Below are 20,568 nucleotides of genomic sequence, written 5' to 3' on the forward strand. Positions count from 1 at the left end.
CTAAGCTTTTATTATTAGGGACCTAAAATTTAGGGATCAGGTTAGCTTTAGAAATGTTACTTAGTGCCATTTCTTCTTCGTTGCCGTCAACAATGATTGTGACAGTCTCGCCTTCAATAGAATGGATTATCCCTTTCCACTTACGACGGTTACCTACAGCCATTTTCAGAACGATGCTGACCTCGTGACCAATAAATTGTTCGTAGTGTGCTGCTTTGAAAAGTGGTCTTTCTAAGCCTGGTGAAGACACCTCTAGGTTATAAGCCACCGTAATTGGATCTTCAACATCCATTACTGCACTTACTTGATGACTTACTTCTGCGCAAGCATCAACAGTAATACCATTTTCATGGTCGATATAGATACGAAGGGTAGAATGCTCACCAGCACGGATGAACTCTAAACCAACAAGCTCGTAGCCAAGTGCCTCTACAGGCGCTTCGAGCAATTCTGTAAGTTGTCTTTCTAAACCAGTCATTGAACCACTCCAGAAACAAAAAAAGGGCATATAGCCCAATTTAAATTCCAAGCATTTATCTGAGCGTTTTCAAAAAGCTCAAATAACAAAAAACCCCGATAGTCGGGGTTATTTGTTGCTGGACCCTGATCACTAAGAAAAAATAACACTCTAAAATACTAGTTAGTGTTTTCTTAGTGTGCAGTGATTTTTTCACACTGCTAAACTTGTAATCCATCAACACTTAGAAAGTATTGGTTGCGGGGGCCGGATTTGAACCGACGACCTTCGGGTTATGAGCCCGACGAGCTACCAAGCTGCTCCACCCCGCGTCCGACTTGCTGAGCATTATACGCTCACCAAACTGTATTACAAGTTTATAAATAATGGTGCCGAGAGAGGGACTCGAACCCTCACACCAAAGGCACTAGCACCTCATGCTAGCGTGTCTACCAATTTCACCATCTCGGCAACTAAGTTAATCGTCTATAAAAAAGCGACCAACTTATTGAGGGATTTCATCACTGCTTTTAGCAGGAACATCACTCGCTGCATCAACTTGCTGTTCAACAGCTTGACCTTTAGAAGGGTCAATCCATTGAGACTCATCTTTATGAGTGTACATGTTGCCAAGTACTAAGCTGATAACAAAAAATACGATTGCAAAAATTGCAGTCATTCGGGTTAGGAAATTCCCTGAGCCACTAGCACCAAACACAGTGTTTGACGCGCCAGCACCGAATGAGGCTCCCATATCTGCGCCTTTACCTTGTTGAATTAACACTAGGCCAATAACACCAAGCGCAGCCAACAGGTAAATCACAAGTAGAACTTGAATCATTTGTCCACCTATGTTCCAAATTGTTGAGCCAGCGCCGCTTTCATTGCTACATGCATTGAAAACCTGGCTATGGCCTCCTAAGAGAAGGCGGTGGCAATACTAGCGAATGCCGCACTGACTGACAAGAGAAAAATGACAAAAATCTTTCGCCAAGCCACTAACCGCTCAAAAAAAAGGCGAAAAGCTCAATCGTTATAAAGAATAATCGGTTAATCATATAAAAAACAAACAAGAACCAAAAGCAGTTTTTGGTTCTTGTTGACGGGTATGCCCCATTAAGATTAACAGTTTTGTTTTACAATATCGGCAATGTGCTGCGCGGAGTCATTAACCAAGGTTTCATCCTCGCCTTCAACCATCACTCGAAGTAGCGGTTCAGTCCCTGATTTACGCAGTAATACTCGACCTTTATCGCCAAGATCTGCTTCAACTTTCTGCACCGCAGCAATGACAGCATCTGCTTCCAGTGGGTTTGCATCGCCACTAAAACGGACATTGATCAAAACTTGCGGATAAAGTGTCATACCACTTGCTAACTCATTAAGCGACATTTTGGCAGCTATAATAGAAGCTAGAACTTGTAATGCAGCTACAATCGCATCACCAGTGGTGACTTTATCAAGTAGAATAACGTGCCCTGAGTTTTCAGCTCCAATACGCCACCCTTTCTCTAACAGTTGCTCCATCACATAACGGTCACCGACTGCTGCACGAACGAATGGAATTCCAAGCTGCTTGAGGCCGTTTTCCATCCCTAAGTTCGTCATCAGCGTTCCAACAACGCCACCTTTTAACTCACCACGGCGTAGTGCATCACGAGCAATGATATAAGCGATTTGGTCACCATCGACTTTATTACCCAGGTGGTCGACCATAATAATTCGGTCACCATCACCATCAAACGCTAAACCAATATCAGCTTGTTCAGCTACCACTCGGGCTTGTAGGGCTCGAACATCCGTTGCACCAACTTCGTGGTTGATGTTCGTCCCATCTGGCTCAACACCCATTGAGATGATATCAGCCCCTAATTCGGCAAACACAGAAGGTGCAATTTTGTACGTCGCACCATGAGCGCAATCAAGTACAACCTTTAATCCAGCTAGACTCAGATCATGTGGGAAAGTACTTTTACAAAACTCAATGTAACGGCCCGCTGCATCATTCAGGCGACTTGCTTTACCTAGCTCAGATGACTCAACACACTCGATCTCTTTATCGAGTTCCTCTTCAATAGCCAGCTCGATCGCATCAGGCAGTTTGGTTCCTTCCGACGAGAAAAACTTAATGCCATTGTCGTAATAAGGGTTGTGTGATGCTGAAATGACAATGCCCGCTTCGGCACGAAATGTTTGTGTTAGATAGGCAACCGCGGGGGTTGGCAATGGTCCGGTAAAGATCGCCTTTAAACCTGCAGCAGAAAGCCCTGCTTCCAAAGCCGATTCCAACATGTAGCCAGAGATACGCGTATCTTTACCAATAATCACTTTTTTTGTGCCTTGTTTCGCTAAAACACGGCCGGCTGCCCAGCCTAGCTTGAGCACAAAATCAGGTGTAATCGGGTATTGACCGACCTTTCCACGTACACCATCTGTACCAAAGTAACGTCGTTGTGACATAGTATTTCCCTAGTTTTATTGTTATATATTTGCTTGCATCATCTGGACTATCTTCATCGCTTCAATGGTTTCTTTCACATCATGAACTCGAATAATTTGTGCACCTTTTGCCGCAGCCAACGTTGCACAAGCCAAGCTTGCCGCTAAACAATCTGCAGGTGCTTTATCAAGCAATTTAAATATCATCGACTTCCTAGACATCCCTGCCAATATTGGTAACCCAAACTGATGGAACTTTTCAAGGTGAGCCAGTAGGTGATAATTATGCTCTAGGGTTTTACCAAAACCAAACCCTGGATCAAGAATCAGTTGTTCTTTAGCAATCCCAACCTCTCCACAGGCTTTGATGCGCTGTTCGAGAAACGCTGCTACATCAGCAATCACATCATCATATAATGGGCTTGCTTGCATGGTTCTTGGCTGTCCCTGCATGTGCATTAAGCAAATGGGCACGCCAGCTTTGGCAGCAACCGCTAAAGCCCCTGGCTCTTGAAGCGCTCTTACGTCGTTAATGAGGTCAGCGCCGGCCTCGACCGCCTTTTGCATCACTTCTGCTTTGCTAGTATCGATAGAAATCCAAACATCATGACGCTCTCTTATCGCTTGAATTACCGGGATAACGCGTGACAGTTCTTCCTTTAACGTGACATCTGGAGCACCTGGGCGAGTTGACTCCCCTCCAATATCAATAATCGAGACACCGGCCTGAATCATTGCTTCCACTTGTGTGAGCGCCGTATCAACAGAATTGAATTTACCACCATCAGAGAATGAATCAGGAGTGACGTTGACGATGCCCATAACATGAGGGCGATCCAAAACAAGGGATTTGTTGTTTGCTTTTAAAATCATGGTTGTCATAAACAAGAAAAACCCCGAGCAAAACTCGGGGCTTAATTATTAATGCTTACTCTGAATCTTTTTTCGTGGATTCAGACTCTACTTTTTCAGCTTTCGTTTCTGAGTCAGTAACAGGGGCAGACTCTTCAACTCTTGGCTTTGCTTGCTGCGGCTTCGCTTCCGCTTTTGGCTCAGGCGTGTTTTCTTGTTGAGGCTTAACTTGATCAGCCCAACCAGCTGGTTCACGAATCGTATCTTTACGCTCCATCAAGTCGTCAATTTGACCTGCATCGATGGTTTCGTATTTGACCAGTGCATCTTTCATCGAGTGCATGATATCCATGTTCTCTTCTAGAATTTTTCTCGCACGGTCATAGTTACGGTCGATGATTAGACGAACTTCTTCATCGATCAACTTCGCAGTCTCACCAGACACGTGTTTCGTTTGTGTCACACTGCGACCTAAGAACACCTCACCTTCATCCTCTGCGTATAACAGTGGACCAAGTTTCTCTGAGAAGCCCCATTGCGTCACCATCTTACGTGCGATATCTGTTGCACGTTCGATATCGTTTGATGCTCCCGTTGAAACCTTGTCTTTGCCGTAGATAAGTTCTTCTGCAAGACGACCACCATATAGACTGGAGATCATCGACTCTAAGTGTTGACGAGACATACTTACACGATCTTGCTCTGGTAAGTACATTGTCACACCCAGCGCACGACCACGTGGGATAATGGAAACCTTGTACACAGGGTCGTGCTCAGGAACCAAGCGACCAACGATTGCGTGACCCGCTTCGTGGTACGCTGTCGACTCTTTGGTTTCTTCCGAAAGCACCATAGAGCGGCGCTCTGCACCCATCATGATCTTATCTTTCGCTAATTCGAACTCGACCATAGAGACATTGCGCTTGTTACCGCGTGCCGCAAATAGTGCCGCTTCGTTAACTAGGTTTGCAAGGTCTGCACCAGAGAAGCCCGGAGTACCACGTGCAATCAAAGATGGCTCGACGTCTGAGGCTAGAGGTACTTTGCGCATATGAACTTTAAGAATCTGCTCACGACCACGCACATCCGGTAGACCAACCACGACCTGGCGGTCAAAACGGCCTGGACGAAGTAGCGCAGGGTCAAGAACGTCAGGACGGTTAGTAGCAGCGATAACAATAATACCTTCGTTACCTTCGAAACCATCCATTTCTACCAGCATTTGGTTTAGTGTTTGCTCACGCTCATCGTGACCACCACCTACACCAGCGCCACGCTGACGACCTACCGCATCGATCTCGTCGATAAAGATGATACAAGGCGCCGCTTTCTTCGCCTGCTCGAACATGTCACGCACACGAGATGCACCAACACCAACGAACATTTCAACGAAGTCAGAACCTGAAATCGTGAAGAACGGCACTTTTGCTTCACCAGCGATAGCTTTCGCAAGCAATGTCTTACCAGTACCTGGAGGACCAACCATCAAAACACCCGTTGGGATCTTACCGCCCAATTTCTGGAATCGGCTTGGATCACGTAGGTAGTCGACGAGTTCTTTAACGTCTTCTTTTGCCTCATCACAACCTGCAACATCGGCAAACGTAGTTTTGATTTGCTCTTCACTCATCATACGAGCTTTACTTTTACCAAACGACATGGCGCCTTTACCGCCGCCGCCTTGCATTTGACGCATGAAGAAAATCCAAACACCAATAAGAAGAATCATTGGGAACCAAGAGATAAAGATAGTGCCTAGTAGGCTTTGTTCTTCTGGTGGTGTCCCTGAAACTTTTACGTTTTGGTTAATTAGGTCATCAAGTAGCTTTTGATCATAAACTGGCATGTAAGTCACAAAGCGACTGCCACCGCCACGGCGAGTAAAGGTTATCTCGCTGTCTTTAAATTGAGCTTCTTGAATCTGGCCATTGCCAACTTCCTGTACGAACGTGGTGTAATCTACCGCTCGGCCATTGCTTTCGCCTGGTCCAAAGCTTTGGAATACCGACATCAACACAACGGCGATGACTAACCACAAAATTAAATTCTTTGCCATGTCACTCAAGGTGTCAGCCTCTCGATAACTAATTGTAATTAAAGGTAGGGTACTACAGTTTTTAGGCTGTAGCTACATTGTTAATTTTGTCTTTGTAAACTAATGTTCAGCCTTTGAAACCATTAGCCACAATAAACACCTCACGAGAGCGAGCTCTAGATGAGTCTGGTTTGCGAATCTTCACCACTTTGAAGGCTTCGCGCACCTGTTTGACGTACTCATCAAATCCTTCACCTTGGAACACTTTCACTACGAAACTGCCGCCAGGCGCTAAAGTTTGATGACACATATCTAATGCTAGTTCAACAAGATACATTGCTCTAGGCTGATCGACAGATAAGTTACCTGCCATGTTAGGAGCCATATCAGACATTACTACGTCGACCATATCCGGTTGGATTCTTTCGAGTAGTGCATTTAGAACCGCTTCTTCTCGAAAATCACCTTGAAGGAAGCTTACACCGGATATTGGATCCATCGGTAATAAATCGCAAGCAATTACCTGCCCTTCATCACCAACGACCTTTGCAGCGTATTGAGACCAACCACCAGGAGCAGCGCCTAGGTCAACCACTGTCATCCCAGGTTTCAGTAACTTATCTTTATTTTGAATCTCTTCAATCTTAAAGATAGCACGAGAGCGGTAACCTTTTCTTCTGGCTTCATTCGCATATTTATCATCAAAATGCTCTTTCAGCCAACGACCTGAACTGGCCGAATGTTTTTGCTTACTCATTCAAATTCCACTTCAATAAGGGCATGCCCTCAGAATAAAGTATAGTCTTCGTCATTAGATGGCGTTAAAATACGATTTTTCAACCCTAATAGTAAATAAATTTGGCCGCGTTATGAACCTAAGCACCAAACAAAAGCAGCACCTAAAAGGCCTAGCACACGCACTTAAACCTGTCGTGCTTCTAGGCGCAAATGGACTAACAGAGGCTGTTCTAGCGGAAGTAGAAATCGCTCTTGACCACCACGAACTGATTAAAGTGAAAGTGGCATCAGAGGACCGTGAAACTAAGCTATTGATTATCGACGCGATTGTGCGTGAAACCAAAGCTGAAAAAGTTCAGGTTATCGGTAAGACTCTAGTTCTTTACCGTCAGTCAGAGCAAAAGAAAATCGAACTACCACGCAAGTAATTTGCTCACTGTTTGATTTTTTAGAAACATTTTGTTTCAAAGTGGAAAAGGTCGCAATAGCGGCCTTTTCATTTTTCTTACAGTCGACTCTCTATTGCCCGTACAAAAAAGCCGCCAATGGCGACTTTTGTAAATAACACGCATTAAAGATAAGCAACTTTATCGATTTCAAAATCTTTTTGGCCACCAGGGGTAACAATTGTTACTTCATCGCCTTCCATTTTGCCAATCAATCCACGAGCGATTGGAGAACTTACCGAAATACGACCAGACTTAATGTCCGCTTCATCATCACCTACGATTTGGTACGTTTGCTCTGCGTCCGTGTTAATATCGATCAGTGTCACGGTTGAACCAAAAATGATCTTGCCAGAGTTATCTAACTTAGTCACATCGATCACTTGAGCAACAGACAGTTTATACTCAATGTCACGAATTTGAGCTTCACAAATCCCCTGCTCTTCGCGAGCTGCATGATATTCTGCATTTTCTTTCAAGTCACCAAGCTCACGAGCTTCCGCAATAGCCTCAGAAATTTGTGGGCGTAGCTTAAGTAGACGATCTAACTCTTCACGTAGCTGTTTTTCGCCACGTACAGTCATTGGAACCTTTTCCATTTTAACAACCTCTTTTCCAAAGCATGCTTTGGACAATAAAACCCTACTCAAGCAAGCCTGAGTACAATTTAAAAAATAACTGGATTAAGCCTAGTGTAATCAAACTGGGTGTACAAATCACTGAAATTCACACGTTCTTTCATTTAATCCAGAAAGCAATCCATCACTCTAAAACTCGCTAGGATGGTGATTGTCCGTGTGTTCCGACGTGAACACTGGCTCTATTCTGCCTTAAGTTCGAGAGCTTACAGGTCAGCAAGACAATATAGCTTAGGTTTCTTGGCAGACGCAAGGTCAACTCGACGAAGTTGAGACTTATATTGTCCACAAATCTTTATGGATTCCCAACGCCAACTTTAATAAAAAACTCATCACTTTATTTGATAATTTATCACTTTATCTCGACTTAATAGGTTGTTAGCCTACATTAAAAATAAGCTCACCTAAATGAACAGATTTATGAACTTTAAATGCTGGCTTGCCACTGTAATGATGCTGCCTTTGTCCTCTTTTGCTGCGAGCCTTGAAGCCACACAGTACTTACCTGACGGAAGCCGCAGTGCGCTACTTTTAGCGCCGTTAAGCTCACCATCTGAAAGTCTGGTCTCTCAGCATGTAGATCAGTTTTTCCCTCCTGCCAGCACACTTAAAGTGGTCACTGCGCTTGCTGCAAAACTCCTATTACCTAATGATTTTCGTTTTGAAACAGTATTATCGCATTCTAAAAACACCCTAATTATCCGCTATACAGGCGATCCTACGTTTAGTCGTGAATCCCTAACCACGATGTTAAAAGAAGCGAAAGCCAGCGTCGGCAACAACATCGATACCATCTGGCTTGATGATAGTGCGTTTACCGGATACCAAAGGGCTGTCGGATGGCCATGGGATATTTTGGGTGTTTGCTATAGCGCCCCGTCTTCCGCTATTACTCTAGATGGTAACTGTGTCCAAGGTGCACTCTATACCAATAAAGATGGTACGACTCGAGTCAATGTTCCGGCTCATCAACCCATTACTGTTTCAACCTCTGCCACTAGTGTTTCTAAACAAAACCAAGAACAAGCTCATTGTGATCTAGAACTGCAGTTTGATAGCAATAACCACTACTCTATTGACGGTTGTGTGGTGAATAGAAGCGCGCCTTTACCACTCAAGTTTGCCGTTGCTTCACCCGAGCTGTTTACCTCAGAGGTAATAAAATCAGAGCTGAATCGTTTAGGGATGAGTCTTAAGGGTGAGATAAAGGTAGGCAACCCTCAACTCGATAATGAGCGACCATTGTTCATTCAACGCTCAAAGCCACTACAAGAATTGTTGGCAGTAATGCTTCAGGACTCAAATAACCTTTACGCTGACAATATCACCAAAACGCTCGGTGCTCGCTATTATGGACAGGCAGGCTCCTTTAAAAACGGTACAGCGGCAATTAAAGAGATCTTAGCCACTAAAGCAGGTATCGATATTCAATCTGCCGTTCTAGAGGATGGTTCTGGGTTATCGCGCAATAATCGTTTGACGGCGGCTCAAATGCAGCAAATCCTGCGCTACATTTATAACAACGACAACACGTTAAAGCTTATCAAACTTATGCCAGTGTCCGGCAGTAATGGGACATTAAAGTATCGCTCTAGTATGAGAAAAACGCCGATTAAAGGTGCACTTATCGCGAAGAGTGGTTCATTATTTGGGACCTACAATATGATGGGATACGGCCTAAATGATAAGGGCAAGCCAGAAAGCTTATTTGTCCAATTTATCACCGACTATCACCCTCAAAAATCGAAAGCGAAAAAGCCAACCATTTCACCGTTAACGCAGTTTGAACAGAGTTACTACCGCCAAATAGTCGACTACAGCTACTCTTTGGGACGTTCCAAAAATAAAGCGCAGCCCTAGCTGCGCTTCATTTTCATCCGACATTCTCGGTATTAAGATAAACCTAAGAAATGGTTAACGACCGTAAAATAAATCCACATTCCCGATATATCAACAATCGATGCCAGTACAGGGCTTACTAGTACCGCAGGATCGAGTTTAAAGAATCGAGCAATGATTGGTAGTACGCCTCCGAGTGTGGTCGAGACAGTCACTTGGATAAACAATGCCACCGCAATGGCCATTGCAATCAAATGAATATCAAAACCACCAGCGGCACTGACGTCGCCAAAAACAAGAATGCGACCAATCATCACCAGTGCTACAGCCGCCGCCAGACATACAGCAACACGGCTTTCTTTCCAGAGCACTTCTAACCATTGCCTTTTGCGCAATTCTCCTGTCGCTAAGGCTCGAATGACTAGAGTGGCCGCCTGAGTGCCTGTATTACCACCCGCTGCTGCAATAACAGGCATATAGACTGCTAATAACACCAACTGACTCAGTGTATCCTCATACTGAGCGATGATAAGGCCTGAGACGATACCGAGTAGTGCCAACGTAATGATCCAACCTATACGTTGTTTTACATGGTCCAAAACGCCCGTCGTTAAATAACCGCCCGTTGTTTCTGCTTCCGAGTGAATCAGTCCCAACTGGTGGGCATAATGTCGAGCGCGCCTATCATGACCCTGCTGATCCAGTTGCTCAATTAAATATTGCACTTGCCCCAGTGCACAATGTTGTAGCACACCAACCGCCTCATCGATTGGCATCACTGTCAGTAGATTCAACTGCTGTGTTGTATCGTATTTTAAGAATGCTTGAGTTGCCGCATTGATTTCTTCTTCAGAAAACAGTGCTGCGTTGTCAATATAAGTGTTGTTCATTACCGTCATGGCGAATCTCCCGATTAGCGTTGGTAACGACCATCAAACGTCAAAACACTCGCCTTGCACAAAAATGCAGGCGTCTTAACGAATAGCAACAAGGAGAAAAATAACGATAAGTTATTAAAAGGAAAGGAATCCTACCTCGAAGGTAGGCACGAAGATCGCAATTACCGACGAGTTGTTACTTTTCTCCCTTGATACTAGGAGGATGGTCGGTATTGTTCATAGTTATCTCCGAAAAAGCTATCGATTCGATAGCGGCGCTAGGATACCAAAATTCATCAGTGAGTAAAGGTGATTATCTTGGTTGAAACGATTTTTTACCTTTCTTAATCTTTGCACAAGGATTTATAAATCATTAACAGCACCGCCAGCACTTAATAAAAAACGCCGCATCATATTGCGGCGTTCTAGATCTAATCAACTTGTTTTATTTGCAGTTCTCTTGGCACTTCAAAGAACATATTTTCTTCTCGACCTAACACTTCTTCAACATCACTGGCACCTAGTGCTTTAATTTTATCAATGATTTGATTTACAAGCTCTTCGGGTGCTGAAGCACCTGCGGTGACCCCAACTAAGCCTTTAGCTTCAAACCACGAGGCCTTAATTAAGTCCGGAGTATCCGTTAGGTAGGCTGGCGTGCCCAGTTTCTCTGCCAACTCTTTAAGGCGTGTTGAATTCGATGAGTTTGTGGAACCGACGACCACCATCACATCGACAGCTTGTGCGAGTTCACGAACGGCGTCTTGGCGATTTTGGGTTGCATAGCAGATATCATCTTTACGAGGACCTTGAATATCAGGAAACACCTCACGCAATTTATCAATAACATCTGCGGTTTCATCGACCGACAGCGTCGTTTGGCTCACATAGTGTAGATTGCTTGGGTCTTTTACCTCGAGCAATGGCACGTCTTCTGGTCGCTCGACCAGATACATACCACCGGTATCACTCGAATATTGTCCCATCGTGCCTTCTACCTCAGGGTGACCAGCGTGACCTATCAATACGACTTCCATATTTTTGCGACTCGCACGAGCCACTTCCATATGAACTTTTGTCACTAATGGGCACGTCGCGTCGAACACAGTCAAATAACGTCGTTTCGCCTCTTTGCGAACCGCTTGTGAAACACCATGAGCAGAAAATATCACAATGTTGTCATCTGGCACTTCACTGAGTTCTTCCACAAAGATCGCACCACGCTGTTTTAGCCCTTCGACCACGAATCGGTTGTGAACCACCTCATGACGAACATAAATCGGCGGTTGGTACATTTCTAACGCACGTTCCACGATACTGATTGCTCTGTCTACACCGGCGCAAAAGCCTCGTGGGTTTGCTAGTTTAATCTTCATTTCATTACTCATTGATGAACCGCTTCTACTTACTGTGCTTATTATTCTACTTCGAGAATTTCTACTTCGAATGTCACGTCTTGTCCAGCTAACGGGTGATTAAAATCTACCGTTACCGAATCTCCCACAATTTCGGTAATAATACCGGGAATTTCCATACCATCAGGGCCAGAAAAGGCCATTATTGTACCGACTTCCACTTCAGAGTCACCCACAAACTTTGCTCTATCCATATGATGAACATTGTCTGGATTTGGCAGACCAAAGGCGTCTTCCGCTTTAAGCTCAATCGCTTTGTTGTCGTTGACCGATAAGCCAATCAAACAACTTTCAAAGTTTTCACTTAAACTGCCATCACCAATGATAAATTTCGCAGGCTTACCCATGTTATGGGTGCTATCCGCGATCGAACCGTCTTTCAGTTTAATGGTGAAATGTAGAGTGACCGCACTATCTTGGGAAATTTTGCTCACGTTACTGCTTCCTTTGTTTACAAAGGGTCGTAAATGCCCTTTGCTATTTATCGTATCATTATCGCTATTGTTATATAAAAAAGCGCCGTGCATATCAACGCACAGCGCTTAGGGTTATTCTCATTTATTATTTGACATCTTTGCTGCGAAAGCTGTCGATAATAATCATGCCAGCCCCAATGCAGATCGCCATATCAGCGAGATTGAAGGCGGGCCAGTGGTATGTACCCCAATAAAAGTCCAGATAATCAACAACAAAACCATGGACGACACGATCAAACACGTTACCAACGGCTCCACCGATGATCATGGCATACGCAATGTTATTCCACTTTTCTTTGGCTGGAAGCTTACTCATCCAATAGGTAAGTAATCCGGTCACTATAAACGCGATACCAGTGAATAACCAACGCTGCCAGCCTGCCTGTTCGCTCAGAAAGCTAAATGCTGCACCATAGTTGTGAACATACAGTAGATTAAAAAATGGCAGGACTTCGATGCGATTTGCCCAGCCGTATCCCATATTGTCCATAACAACAAGCTTGATGCTAATGTCGGCAATAAAAATAACAATGGCTAACCAAAGCCAGCGCACGCCCGATTGCTTAAAGGTAATTGTTGCTTCGCTCATTCCAATCCTTAAATTGTCATGCTTAAACAAGCATAAGAAAAGTAGTAGCTAAAAGTAGCCCCAGTAAAAACTGGGGCTGTCATATTAGTTAAAAGTTCCGTTGGCTTACTGTTAATTAAGCAAACTTACGAACTTCACCTTCACCAGCGATGTTGGAAACACATCGACCACAAATCTTTTCATGACCTTCGATAGTGCCTACATCTGGAGTATGGTGCCAGCAACGGTCACACTTCTCGTTTTCCGTTGCTTTTACTTCAACAAACAAACCTTCAACTTCTGTCTGTTTCGCTGCATCAGTCTTCTCTGACAGTGGTTTAACCTTAGCGGCTGAAGTAAGAAGAACAAAGCGAAGCTCATCTTCTAGGTTGTTGATCGCTGCCGCCAATGCGTCGTCAGCGTATAGCGTCACTTCTGCTTGCAGCGCACCACCAATGATCTTCTCAGCACGAGCCGATTCAAGCTGCTTATTCACTGCGTTACGAACTGCTTGGATTTCATTCCAGAATTCATTACTCAGCGCTTCGCCTTCAGCCAAACCAAATAGGCCATCGAACCACTCACCTGCAAATACAAACTTGTCACGTTGACCCGGCATTTCATTCCAGATCTCATCGGCTGTGAACGACATAATTGGTGCCATCCAACGAACCAGTGCTTCTACGATGTAGTAAAGCGCGGTTTGACAGCTACGCTGAGCGTGGCCACCTAGTTTCGCTGTGTATTGACGGTCTTTGATCACGTCAAGATAGAAAGAGCCCATCTCGACGGAACAGAACTGCATTAAACGTTGGGTTACAGCGTGTGTATTGTACTCGCCGTAAGCCTTCACGATCTCTTCTTGTGCCGCTAACGCACGACCAACCGCCCAGCGGTCAAGTGCCACCATTTCTTCAGCAGGTACTAGGTCCGTTTCTGGGTTGAAGCCATTTAGGTTCGCTAGGAAGAAACGAGCCGTGTTACGAATACGACGATAAGCATCAGCAGAACGTTTCAGGATTTCATCAGAAACCGCTACTTCACCAGTGTAGTCTGTTGAAGCTACCCATAGACGAAGGATATCAGCGCCCAGCTTGTTGGTTACATCTTTAGGAGCAACAACGTTACCGATAGATTTCGACATCTTACGGCCGTGACCATCAACCACAAAGCCATGCGTCAGCACTTGCTTGTATGGTGCTTCGTCTTTCATCGCAATAGATGTAATTAGCGACGATTGGAACCAGCCGCGGTGTTGGTCAGAACCTTCCAGATAGAGGTCTGCACTATTGCCGTTATACTCTTCACGTGCATCGACAACAGAGTAGTGTGTTACACCAGAGTCGAACCATACGTCCAGTGTATCAAGCACCTTCTCGTAGCTGTCCGCTTCCTCACCGAGAAGCTCTGCAGAGTCAACATCCCACCAAGCTTGAATGCCTTTTTGCTCAACAAGTTGAGCCACTTTTTCAATAAGCTCTAGTGAGTTCGGATGAAGTTCAGCTGTTTCTTTGTGAACAAACAACGCAATTGGCACACCCCATGTACGCTGACGAGAGATACACCACTCAGGGCGACCTTCAATCATACCTTCAATACGGCTTTGACCCCACTCAGGCATCCACTCAACACCTTTAATTGATTCTAGTGCTTTCGCACGTAGGCCAGCTTGGTCCATCGATACGAACCACTGTGGTGTTGCACGGAAGATGATTGGCGTTTTATGACGCCAGCAGTGCGGATAGCTGTGCTCGTAAGCGTGGTGATGCAATAGCGCACCTTTTTCTTTAAGAACTTCTACCACAGCGTCGTTAGCTTTAAATACATGCTGACCAGCAAACAGCTCGGTGTCAGGCAGGTAGACTCCGTTAGAACCTACTGGGTTAGCGACTTCTAGACCGTATTTTTGACCAACGGCAAAGTCTTCTTGACCGTGACCTGGTGCCGTGTGCACCACACCAGTACCAGAATCAGTGGTTACGTGATCACCAAGGATCGCGGGTACCGTAAAGTCATAGAATGGATGGTTGAATTGAGATAATTCGAGATCCGCACCTTTCGCAAAACCAAGGTTATGGAAGTGCTCAATACCTGCACGGTCCATCACGTCTTTCGCCAGCTCAGAGGCAACGATAATACGTTCTGGGTTTTCACCTTCAATTTGAATGAGCACATATTCAAGGTCATCGCGTAAACAAACAGCACGGTTGGCAGGCAGAGTCCAAGGTGTGGTTGTCCAGATAACGATAGAAACATCACCTTGACCTTCGTGTCCTTCATTCAAGGCAAACTTAGAGATAAGCGCGCTTTCATCCGCAGCTTTAAAGCGAACGTCGATAGAAGGAGACACTTTATCTTTATATTCTACTTCCGCCTCAGCTAGTGCACTGCCACAGTCTGTACACCAATGAACAGGCTTGAAGCCTTTTAATAGATGACCTTTGTCAGCTATTTTGCCCAGAGCACGAATGATGTTCGCTTCTGTATCAAAGTCCATCGTGCGATAAGGCTTATCCCACTCACCAAGAATACCTAAACGTTTAAAGCTCTCTTTTTGACCTTCAACTTGGCCTTGTGCATAAGTGCGACACTTCTCGCGGAACTCAGCCGCCGTTACCTTCTGGCCTGGTTTGCCAACTTTCTTTTCTACCATTAATTCAATTGGTAGACCGTGGCAATCCCAACCAGGAATATAAGGGGCGTCAAAACCTGAAAGTGTTTTGGATTTAATAATAATGTCTTTAAGAATCTTATTTAGTGCGTGACCAATGTGAATGTCACCGTTCGCGTATGGAGGTCCATCGTGCAGCACGAAGGATTTTTTGCCTTTCTTAGCTTTACGGATCTCTCCGTAAAGATCTTCTTTATACCAACGCTCAAGCATCTCTGGCTCACGATTTGCCAAGTTGCCGCGCATAGGAAACCCTGTTTCAGGTAGGTTCAGGGTATCTTTATAGTCACTCATCGATTCTTAATTCCGTTGTATTGGGCGAAAGTTAGACATTATGTTAACGGTGGAATCTTCCGCTAACCCTTAAACTGACGTAGCCACACCCTAGCTACATCAGCATCCAATTCTATTTGCTGCTTAAGCAGCTCAAGTGACTCGAACTTTTTCTCATCACGAATTTTATGCAATAGCGCGACTTCGATTTGCTTACCGTAAAGGTCGCCTTCAAAGTCAAATATATGCACTTCTAGATCTGGGGTTGTCCCTGCTACTGTCGGCTTTTTGCCTACATTGGCAATACCGGGTAACGGTTGACTGTCCACCCCAAAGACCTGCACTGCGTATACACCACGCACAGGAGAAACATAACGTTTCAAAGAAATATTAGCGGTCGGAAAACCAAAATCACGCGCCAATTTCTGACCGTGAGCCACTCTTCCTGACAACGTATAGTGACGCCCTAACATTTCTGCGCTTTCATCAAGATGATCACTTGCCAGCGCCTGACGAATCGCCGTACTGCTCACACGCGTCTCTTCGACACAAAAGCTCGCGGTATTCACCACCTCAAAACCGAACTCTTCCCCGGCTTTTTTGAGCATCTCGAAGTTGCCTTCACGCCCTTTGCCAAAGCGAAAATCATCGCCAATAACAAGGAACTTAACACCCAATTTATTCACCAACAAGTCTTTGATAAAAGACTCTGGAGACATACTGGCAAAGCGGCGGTTAAAATTGACACACAACAAGCGATCCAAGTGCATCGCATCCAGCAACTCAAACTTATCTCGAAGACGAGTTAGTCTTGCTGGTGCCTTATCTTTGGCAAACAATTCCATCGGTTGTGGTTCAAAAGTCATTACCACTGCAGGTAAGCCTAAAAGCGAGGCCTTTTTCTTTACCTGTTCGAGTACACGTTGGTGCCCCAAATGCACACCATCAAAATTCCCGATGGTTAACACACAGCCATGGTGCTGATTTTTTAGGTTATGTATGCCTCGAATGAGTTCCATGAAACGACTAAACCACCTGCTTAATGAAATTATACTAGTGTGAAACCGACGGATTATAACCAATCATTGTTAATCTGTCGCTGCTTTTAGATCTCGAGGTCGCACACCCATTATCATCAAGCTGACTAGGTAACTTACCGCACCAATCAAAATCAAACCAACCAGCGTATACACTCGTTGTGTTAAGCCCCACGTTAACCATTGTTGCATATCTTGCAGTTGCCAACGTAGCACCAATACCATCACCACAGCAGCGACTGCGAGACGGGCAACAAACCCAATCGTTTGACGACTAATCTGATAGACGTTTTGCAGATGCAACCCACGATACAGCAACGCCATATTGATAAATGCTGACAACGCCGTCGCCATTGCTAGTCCAACATAGCCATAAAAATAAGCAAAGATAGCATTGAACACCATGTTCGATACCATGGCTACAATGCCATACTTCACTGGTGTTTTGGTATCCTGACGCGAGTAATAACCTGGAGCGAGAACTTTAATTAACATAAAGTTAAGCAATCCAGAAGCATAAGCTAACAGTGACAAAGACGCTTGATGAACATCATTCGGCGTAAACTCTCCACGCATAAACAGCACCATAAGCATCGGTTTTGCCAAGACCATCAGCCCCAACATGGCGGGCAATCCAAGCAAAATCACCATGCGAACGCCCCAATCCATCGTACTAGCAAATCCTTCGCTATGCGCATCTACGTGCTTACGAGATAATGCAGGAAGAATAACCGTCGCAATGGCAATGCCAAACAAGCCTAGCGGAAACTCTAAAAGTCTATCGGAATAATAAAGCCAACTGATCGAGCCTGTCGCTAGGAAACTGGCAATAAAGGTGTCGAAAAGCAGGTTAATTTGGCTCACTGACACCCCAAATAAGGCAGGGATCATCAAGGTTCTGATTTTCACGACCCCAGGATCGCGCCACCCCCACTTGGGCTTCACCAATACGCCCTCTTTAATAAGAAAAGGCAATTGAAACGCAAACTGGACGAAACCGCCTAAGAAGACGCCGATCGCTAAACCAATTTCCGGCTGAGCAAGGTTTGGAGAAATAAACCACGCACAGAGGATAATCATGACATTCAGAAAAACAGGAGTAAAAGAAGAAACAGCAAACTTACCTAAGGTATTGAGAATCGCCCCAGATAGCGCGACAAAAGTGATGAACCATAAATAAGGAAAGGTAATTTTAAGCATCAGACTGGCAAGCTCGAATTTTGACGCAGCGGGGCCATCATGCAGCCAATCTAAGAACCAGCCGAAACCAAATAACGCCGTGACCACACCCGACCCTAATACGCCCAATAAAGTCACTATTGTGACAATAACACCCAAGGTCCCTGATGCTTTAGCAATTAAGTCTCGAGTTTTGTCCTTATCACCGGAAGCATGGTATTCCGTCAGAACGGGAACAAAGGCTTGAGAAAAGGCGCCTTCAGCAAATAGACGGCGTAAAAAATTAGGAATTTTGTTCGCAAAGAAGAAAACATCTGCGCTCGCACCTGCCCCCATGAGGTTGGCAACTACAACATCTCGTGCTAGCCCAAGCACACGAGACACCAGCGTCATGGCACTAACAACCATGCCCGACTTAAGAAGGCGTTTACTCACAATAACCTCTGAATTACCTAGCCAATGCTTGCTATTTATCGGATTCAATAGCGTTTGTTATTGAAGAGAGGATTAGTATTAGCATTGGTCGAAAAATACTGTTAGAATCCCCGCCATCTTAACCGCGATAGCCCACAGATATCAAAATTTGTTTTGTATCGTCGGGTTTTTGCACAAATCATTTGACAATTAAGCGCAAATGAGGGATATTCCTCGCCCTTAAATTGTCACCGAACTAAGTTTTTGGGAGTTAGACCCTTGGCAAACAGTAAATCTGCTAAGAAGCGCGCTATCCAAGCTGAGAAACGTCGTCAGCACAACGCTAGCCGTCGCTCTATGATGCGCACTTACATGAAGAAAACAATCGCAGCTATCGCAGCTGGCGATAAAGAAGCAGCAACTTCAGCATTTGCAGAAGTTACTCCAATCCTTGACCGCATGGCGACTAAAGGCCTTATTCATAAGAATAAAGCAGCTCGTCACAAGGCACGCTTCTCTGCTGCAATCAAAGCTCTATAATTTAGACTTTGTATTGTGTTAAAAAAACCGGCTGATGCCGGTTTTTTTATATCTATAAATCACGTTAGTCTGAACTGCAATAAAAGCCATGCAATAGTTCAATCAGTTGACGAACCTCTTTACTACTCAATTTGTAGTAGACCGTTTGCGCTTCTTTTCTCGTGGACACTAAACCATCTCGACGTAGCCAAGCTAAATGCTGTGATAGCGCCGATTGGCTAAGTTCTAACCGAGCACACAATTCTCCTACTGATAATTCTGTATTGTGCAACATGCATAGAATTTGTAGACGTCTCTCATTAGCCATTGCCTTAAGGAGAACTACCGCTTGTGACGCGTTTTTTTCCATCTCCTGCAAGTTCATATTTTACCTCTATGTATCATCCATTCTTATTTACTTCGTTACCACTTAGATACCAACCATCTTTCAAGTAATAAATCCGTAAATCTCATCACATTTTACATGGATAAAAATATTGTTAGTAGCGCTTTGTTTAAAATAGTGTATTTCTCTTTACCAATTTGTTACCTCAGCCTGTCTCAAAAAGCGAGAAGATCGGTGAAATCGGCTTCACAAACACTCTTCACTGCTGGGTGCTGAATCATTCTTTCTGCAAATATGACGTAGTATTCTTCTTTAAGATCTTCAATATCACCAATCAATTGAAGGTTACGCTTATCTCTCATTTCGGACATGTAGATACTCGGTGCGAGAAATATCACGTCTTCTTTATACATAGAAAATGCTTTCATCAGAGCGACATCATCGAATTCACCGAGAATATTCGGTTGAATGCCTTGCTGATCAAACCATTGTAGGACTTTACGTCCCATGGAAGTGCGACTGCCTGGTATAAGCAAACGTCTTTGTTCGAGAATCTCTGGAAAACTCACATTATCGATATGGCCTGAGGTGAAGAAACTCATGCGACTTTCTCCAAGCTTCTTACTAAATAAACCCGGGCTCTGACTTGAATCTACAGGGCAGTCCGATAAGATCATGTCGAGCTTGTGCTGAGCTAATTGCTCTAACAACATCTCATGGGTCGATTCAAAACAGCGTAAATGAATACTGTTATCGGCAGGAATAGTCGTCATCAATATTTTACTCACTAGGCGCTTAGAAAGTGCATCAGCCACCCCCACATCAAACAAAACATTGGAACGCTGACTGTAATTCACTATATCCAACATTTCATAACTCAAGCCAAACATGCGATCGGCATATTTATACACCAGTTGACCTAACTCTGTTGGCTCAACACTACGCCCATTACGCTTTGTGAGTTTGCCATCCATCCTCTCTTCGAGAGCTTTAATCTGACCAGTCACGGTTTGAGGTGTCAAAAACAACGCATCTGCAGCTTTTGTTACCGAGCCTTGCTTGCAGACCATCCAGAAGTAATAGAGGTGATTGTAGTTAAGGTGTGACATACGATAGCGCCTAAAATGAGTGAGTTTCATTTATAGCAAAATCTCTCCAAGGCGACAATATTCGGTAAAATTTACGATACAAATAAAATTCAACGAAATTTCCGAATAAACAACTGTCACAATGAAGGCTTATTTGTCATATAAGCATCATAAAAATGCCCATAAATCGAATTTTTCCATCGACGAGAGTAAATTAATCTCTTTTTCTCACCAATAATTTTAATCATAAAAATCAATAT

At 44.4% G+C, this 20,568-nt stretch carries 19 protein-coding genes and 2 tRNA genes; 3 read left to right on the plus strand and 18 right to left on the minus strand.

The features are described 5' to 3' along the window. Positions 1–22: 22 nt before the first annotated feature. The 8 genes from rimP to rlmE form a co-directional block, all read right to left on the minus strand. The gene (gene rimP, locus VTH8203_RS00790) at positions 23–478 is read right to left on the minus strand and encodes a ribosome maturation factor RimP (RefSeq protein WP_096991918.1); all 456 of its coding nucleotides are present in this window, start codon (positions 476–478) and stop codon (positions 23–25) included. Between the two features lie 234 nt (positions 479–712). Beyond that, positions 713–789: transfer RNA gene (locus VTH8203_RS00795), tRNA-Met, on the minus strand. Positions 790–844: 55 nt separating this feature from the next. After that, positions 845–928 (minus strand) — tRNA-Leu (locus tag VTH8203_RS00800). A 34-nt stretch (positions 929–962) separates the two neighbouring features. Continuing rightward, positions 963–1,298 carry a preprotein translocase subunit SecG gene (gene secG, locus VTH8203_RS00805; protein ID WP_096991919.1) on the minus strand — a complete coding sequence of 112 codons (336 nt, stop codon included), beginning with the start codon at positions 1,296–1,298 and terminating at the stop codon, positions 963–965. Between the two features lie 281 nt (positions 1,299–1,579). Further along, entirely contained in the window at positions 1,580–2,917 is a 1,338-nt protein-coding gene (glmM, locus tag VTH8203_RS00810; protein WP_096991920.1) for a phosphoglucosamine mutase, read from the minus strand. A gap of 21 nt (positions 2,918–2,938) precedes the next feature. Beyond that, positions 2,939–3,769 carry a dihydropteroate synthase gene (folP, locus tag VTH8203_RS00815; protein WP_096991921.1) on the minus strand — a complete coding sequence of 277 codons (831 nt, stop codon included), beginning with the start codon at positions 3,767–3,769 and terminating at the stop codon, positions 2,939–2,941. A gap of 55 nt (positions 3,770–3,824) precedes the next feature. Further along, entirely contained in the window at positions 3,825–5,813 is a 1,989-nt protein-coding gene (gene ftsH, locus VTH8203_RS00820; RefSeq protein ID WP_096991922.1) for an ATP-dependent zinc metalloprotease FtsH, read from the minus strand. 97 nt (positions 5,814–5,910) lie between these two features. Next, complete coding sequence (gene rlmE, locus VTH8203_RS00825) at positions 5,911–6,540, minus strand: 23S rRNA (uridine(2552)-2'-O)-methyltransferase RlmE (protein ID WP_096991923.1); 630 nt, start codon at positions 6,538–6,540, stop codon at positions 5,911–5,913. Positions 6,541–6,652: 112 nt separating this feature from the next. On the opposite strand from rlmE, the gene yhbY reads away from it, so the two are divergent. After that, positions 6,653–6,949, plus strand: a complete 297-nt coding sequence (yhbY, locus tag VTH8203_RS00830; RefSeq protein ID WP_038225582.1) for a ribosome assembly RNA-binding protein YhbY — start codon at positions 6,653–6,655, stop codon at positions 6,947–6,949. 143 nt (positions 6,950–7,092) lie between these two features. Here the strand turns inward: yhbY and greA are convergent, their stop codons facing one another. Next, positions 7,093–7,566 carry a transcription elongation factor GreA gene (gene greA / locus VTH8203_RS00835; protein WP_096991924.1) on the minus strand — a complete coding sequence of 158 codons (474 nt, stop codon included), beginning with the start codon at positions 7,564–7,566 and terminating at the stop codon, positions 7,093–7,095. 459 nt (positions 7,567–8,025) lie between these two features. Between greA and dacB the strand changes: the two genes are divergently transcribed. Then, the gene (gene dacB / locus VTH8203_RS00840; protein WP_208617708.1) at positions 8,026–9,465 is read left to right on the plus strand and encodes a serine-type D-Ala-D-Ala carboxypeptidase; all 1,440 of its coding nucleotides are present in this window, start codon (positions 8,026–8,028) and stop codon (positions 9,463–9,465) included. Positions 9,466–9,497: 32 nt separating this feature from the next. On the opposite strand, the gene VTH8203_RS00845 is transcribed toward dacB, so the two are convergent. The 7 genes from VTH8203_RS00845 to murJ all read right to left on the minus strand — a co-directional run bounded on the left by VTH8203_RS00845 (position 9,498) and on the right by murJ (position 18,376). Then, on the minus strand, positions 9,498–10,343 hold the full coding sequence (locus tag VTH8203_RS00845) for a magnesium transporter (protein ID WP_096991926.1): 846 nt from the start codon (positions 10,341–10,343) through the stop codon (positions 9,498–9,500). Positions 10,344–10,753: 410 nt separating this feature from the next. After that, entirely contained in the window at positions 10,754–11,710 is a 957-nt protein-coding gene (gene ispH, locus VTH8203_RS00850) for a 4-hydroxy-3-methylbut-2-enyl diphosphate reductase (protein WP_096991927.1), read from the minus strand. A gap of 29 nt (positions 11,711–11,739) precedes the next feature. Next, positions 11,740–12,171, minus strand: a complete 432-nt coding sequence (fkpB, locus tag VTH8203_RS00855) for an FKBP-type peptidyl-prolyl cis-trans isomerase (RefSeq protein WP_096991928.1) — start codon at positions 12,169–12,171, stop codon at positions 11,740–11,742. A gap of 127 nt (positions 12,172–12,298) precedes the next feature. Then, complete coding sequence (gene lspA, locus VTH8203_RS00860) at positions 12,299–12,802, minus strand: signal peptidase II (RefSeq protein ID WP_096991929.1); 504 nt, start codon at positions 12,800–12,802, stop codon at positions 12,299–12,301. A 115-nt stretch (positions 12,803–12,917) separates the two neighbouring features. Continuing rightward, complete coding sequence (gene ileS, locus VTH8203_RS00865) at positions 12,918–15,746, minus strand: isoleucine--tRNA ligase (RefSeq protein WP_096991930.1); 2,829 nt, start codon at positions 15,744–15,746, stop codon at positions 12,918–12,920. 62 nt (positions 15,747–15,808) lie between these two features. Next, on the minus strand, positions 15,809–16,744 hold the full coding sequence (gene ribF, locus VTH8203_RS00870) for a bifunctional riboflavin kinase/FAD synthetase (protein WP_096991931.1): 936 nt from the start codon (positions 16,742–16,744) through the stop codon (positions 15,809–15,811). Between the two features lie 69 nt (positions 16,745–16,813). Beyond that, positions 16,814–18,376, minus strand: coding sequence for a murein biosynthesis integral membrane protein MurJ (murJ, locus tag VTH8203_RS00875; RefSeq protein ID WP_167385767.1), 1,563 nt, complete (start codon positions 18,374–18,376; stop codon positions 16,814–16,816). 258 nt (positions 18,377–18,634) lie between these two features. On the opposite strand from murJ, the gene rpsT reads away from it, so the two are divergent. Beyond that, positions 18,635–18,895 (plus strand): 30S ribosomal protein S20, encoded by a 261-nt coding sequence (gene rpsT, locus VTH8203_RS00880; protein WP_031493675.1) that lies wholly within the window; start codon positions 18,635–18,637, stop codon positions 18,893–18,895. Positions 18,896–18,959: 64 nt separating this feature from the next. Here the strand turns inward: rpsT and VTH8203_RS00885 are convergent, their stop codons facing one another. After that, the gene (locus VTH8203_RS00885; RefSeq protein ID WP_096991932.1) at positions 18,960–19,259 is read right to left on the minus strand and encodes an ArsR/SmtB family transcription factor; all 300 of its coding nucleotides are present in this window, start codon (positions 19,257–19,259) and stop codon (positions 18,960–18,962) included. 176 nt (positions 19,260–19,435) lie between these two features. Further along, complete coding sequence (nhaR, locus tag VTH8203_RS00890) at positions 19,436–20,329, minus strand: transcriptional activator NhaR (protein WP_096991933.1); 894 nt, start codon at positions 20,327–20,329, stop codon at positions 19,436–19,438. Between the last annotated feature and the right edge of the window lie 239 nt (positions 20,330–20,568).

The organism is Vibrio thalassae (assembly GCF_900089835.1).
Lineage (GTDB): Bacteria > Pseudomonadota > Gammaproteobacteria > Enterobacterales > Vibrionaceae > Vibrio > Vibrio thalassae.

Excerpts from the sequence above, each read along its gene's own strand:
- ileS (WP_096991930.1), bottom strand. The coding sequence starts at position 15,746 with ATGAGTGACTATAAAGATACCCTGAACCTACCTGAAACAGGGTTTCCT.
- VTH8203_RS00845 (WP_096991926.1), bottom strand. The coding sequence starts at position 10,343 with ATGACGGTAATGAACAACACTTATATTGACAACGCAGCACTGTTTTCT.
- rlmE (WP_096991923.1), bottom strand. The coding sequence starts at position 6,540 with ATGAGTAAGCAAAAACATTCGGCCAGTTCAGGTCGTTGGCTGAAAGAG.
- lspA (WP_096991929.1), bottom strand. The coding sequence starts at position 12,802 with ATGAGCGAAGCAACAATTACCTTTAAGCAATCGGGCGTGCGCTGGCTT.
- nhaR (WP_096991933.1), bottom strand. The coding sequence starts at position 20,329 with ATGTCACACCTTAACTACAATCACCTCTATTACTTCTGGATGGTCTGC.
- ispH (WP_096991927.1), bottom strand. The coding sequence starts at position 11,710 with ATGAGTAATGAAATGAAGATTAAACTAGCAAACCCACGAGGCTTTTGC.
- folP (WP_096991921.1), bottom strand. The coding sequence starts at position 3,769 with ATGATTTTAAAAGCAAACAACAAATCCCTTGTTTTGGATCGCCCTCAT.
- VTH8203_RS00885 (WP_096991932.1), bottom strand. The coding sequence starts at position 19,259 with ATGAACTTGCAGGAGATGGAAAAAAACGCGTCACAAGCGGTAGTTCTC.
- rimP (WP_096991918.1), bottom strand. The coding sequence starts at position 478 with ATGACTGGTTTAGAAAGACAACTTACAGAATTGCTCGAAGCGCCTGTA.
- secG (WP_096991919.1), bottom strand. The coding sequence starts at position 1,298 with ATGATTCAAGTTCTACTTGTGATTTACCTGTTGGCTGCGCTTGGTGTT.
- ribF (WP_096991931.1), bottom strand. The coding sequence starts at position 16,744 with ATGGAACTCATTCGAGGCATACATAACCTAAAAAATCAGCACCATGGC.
- glmM (WP_096991920.1), bottom strand. The coding sequence starts at position 2,917 with ATGTCACAACGACGTTACTTTGGTACAGATGGTGTACGTGGAAAGGTC.
- dacB (WP_208617708.1), top strand. The coding sequence starts at position 8,026 with ATGAACTTTAAATGCTGGCTTGCCACTGTAATGATGCTGCCTTTGTCC.
- greA (WP_096991924.1), bottom strand. The coding sequence starts at position 7,566 with ATGGAAAAGGTTCCAATGACTGTACGTGGCGAAAAACAGCTACGTGAA.
- yhbY (WP_038225582.1), top strand. The coding sequence starts at position 6,653 with ATGAACCTAAGCACCAAACAAAAGCAGCACCTAAAAGGCCTAGCACAC.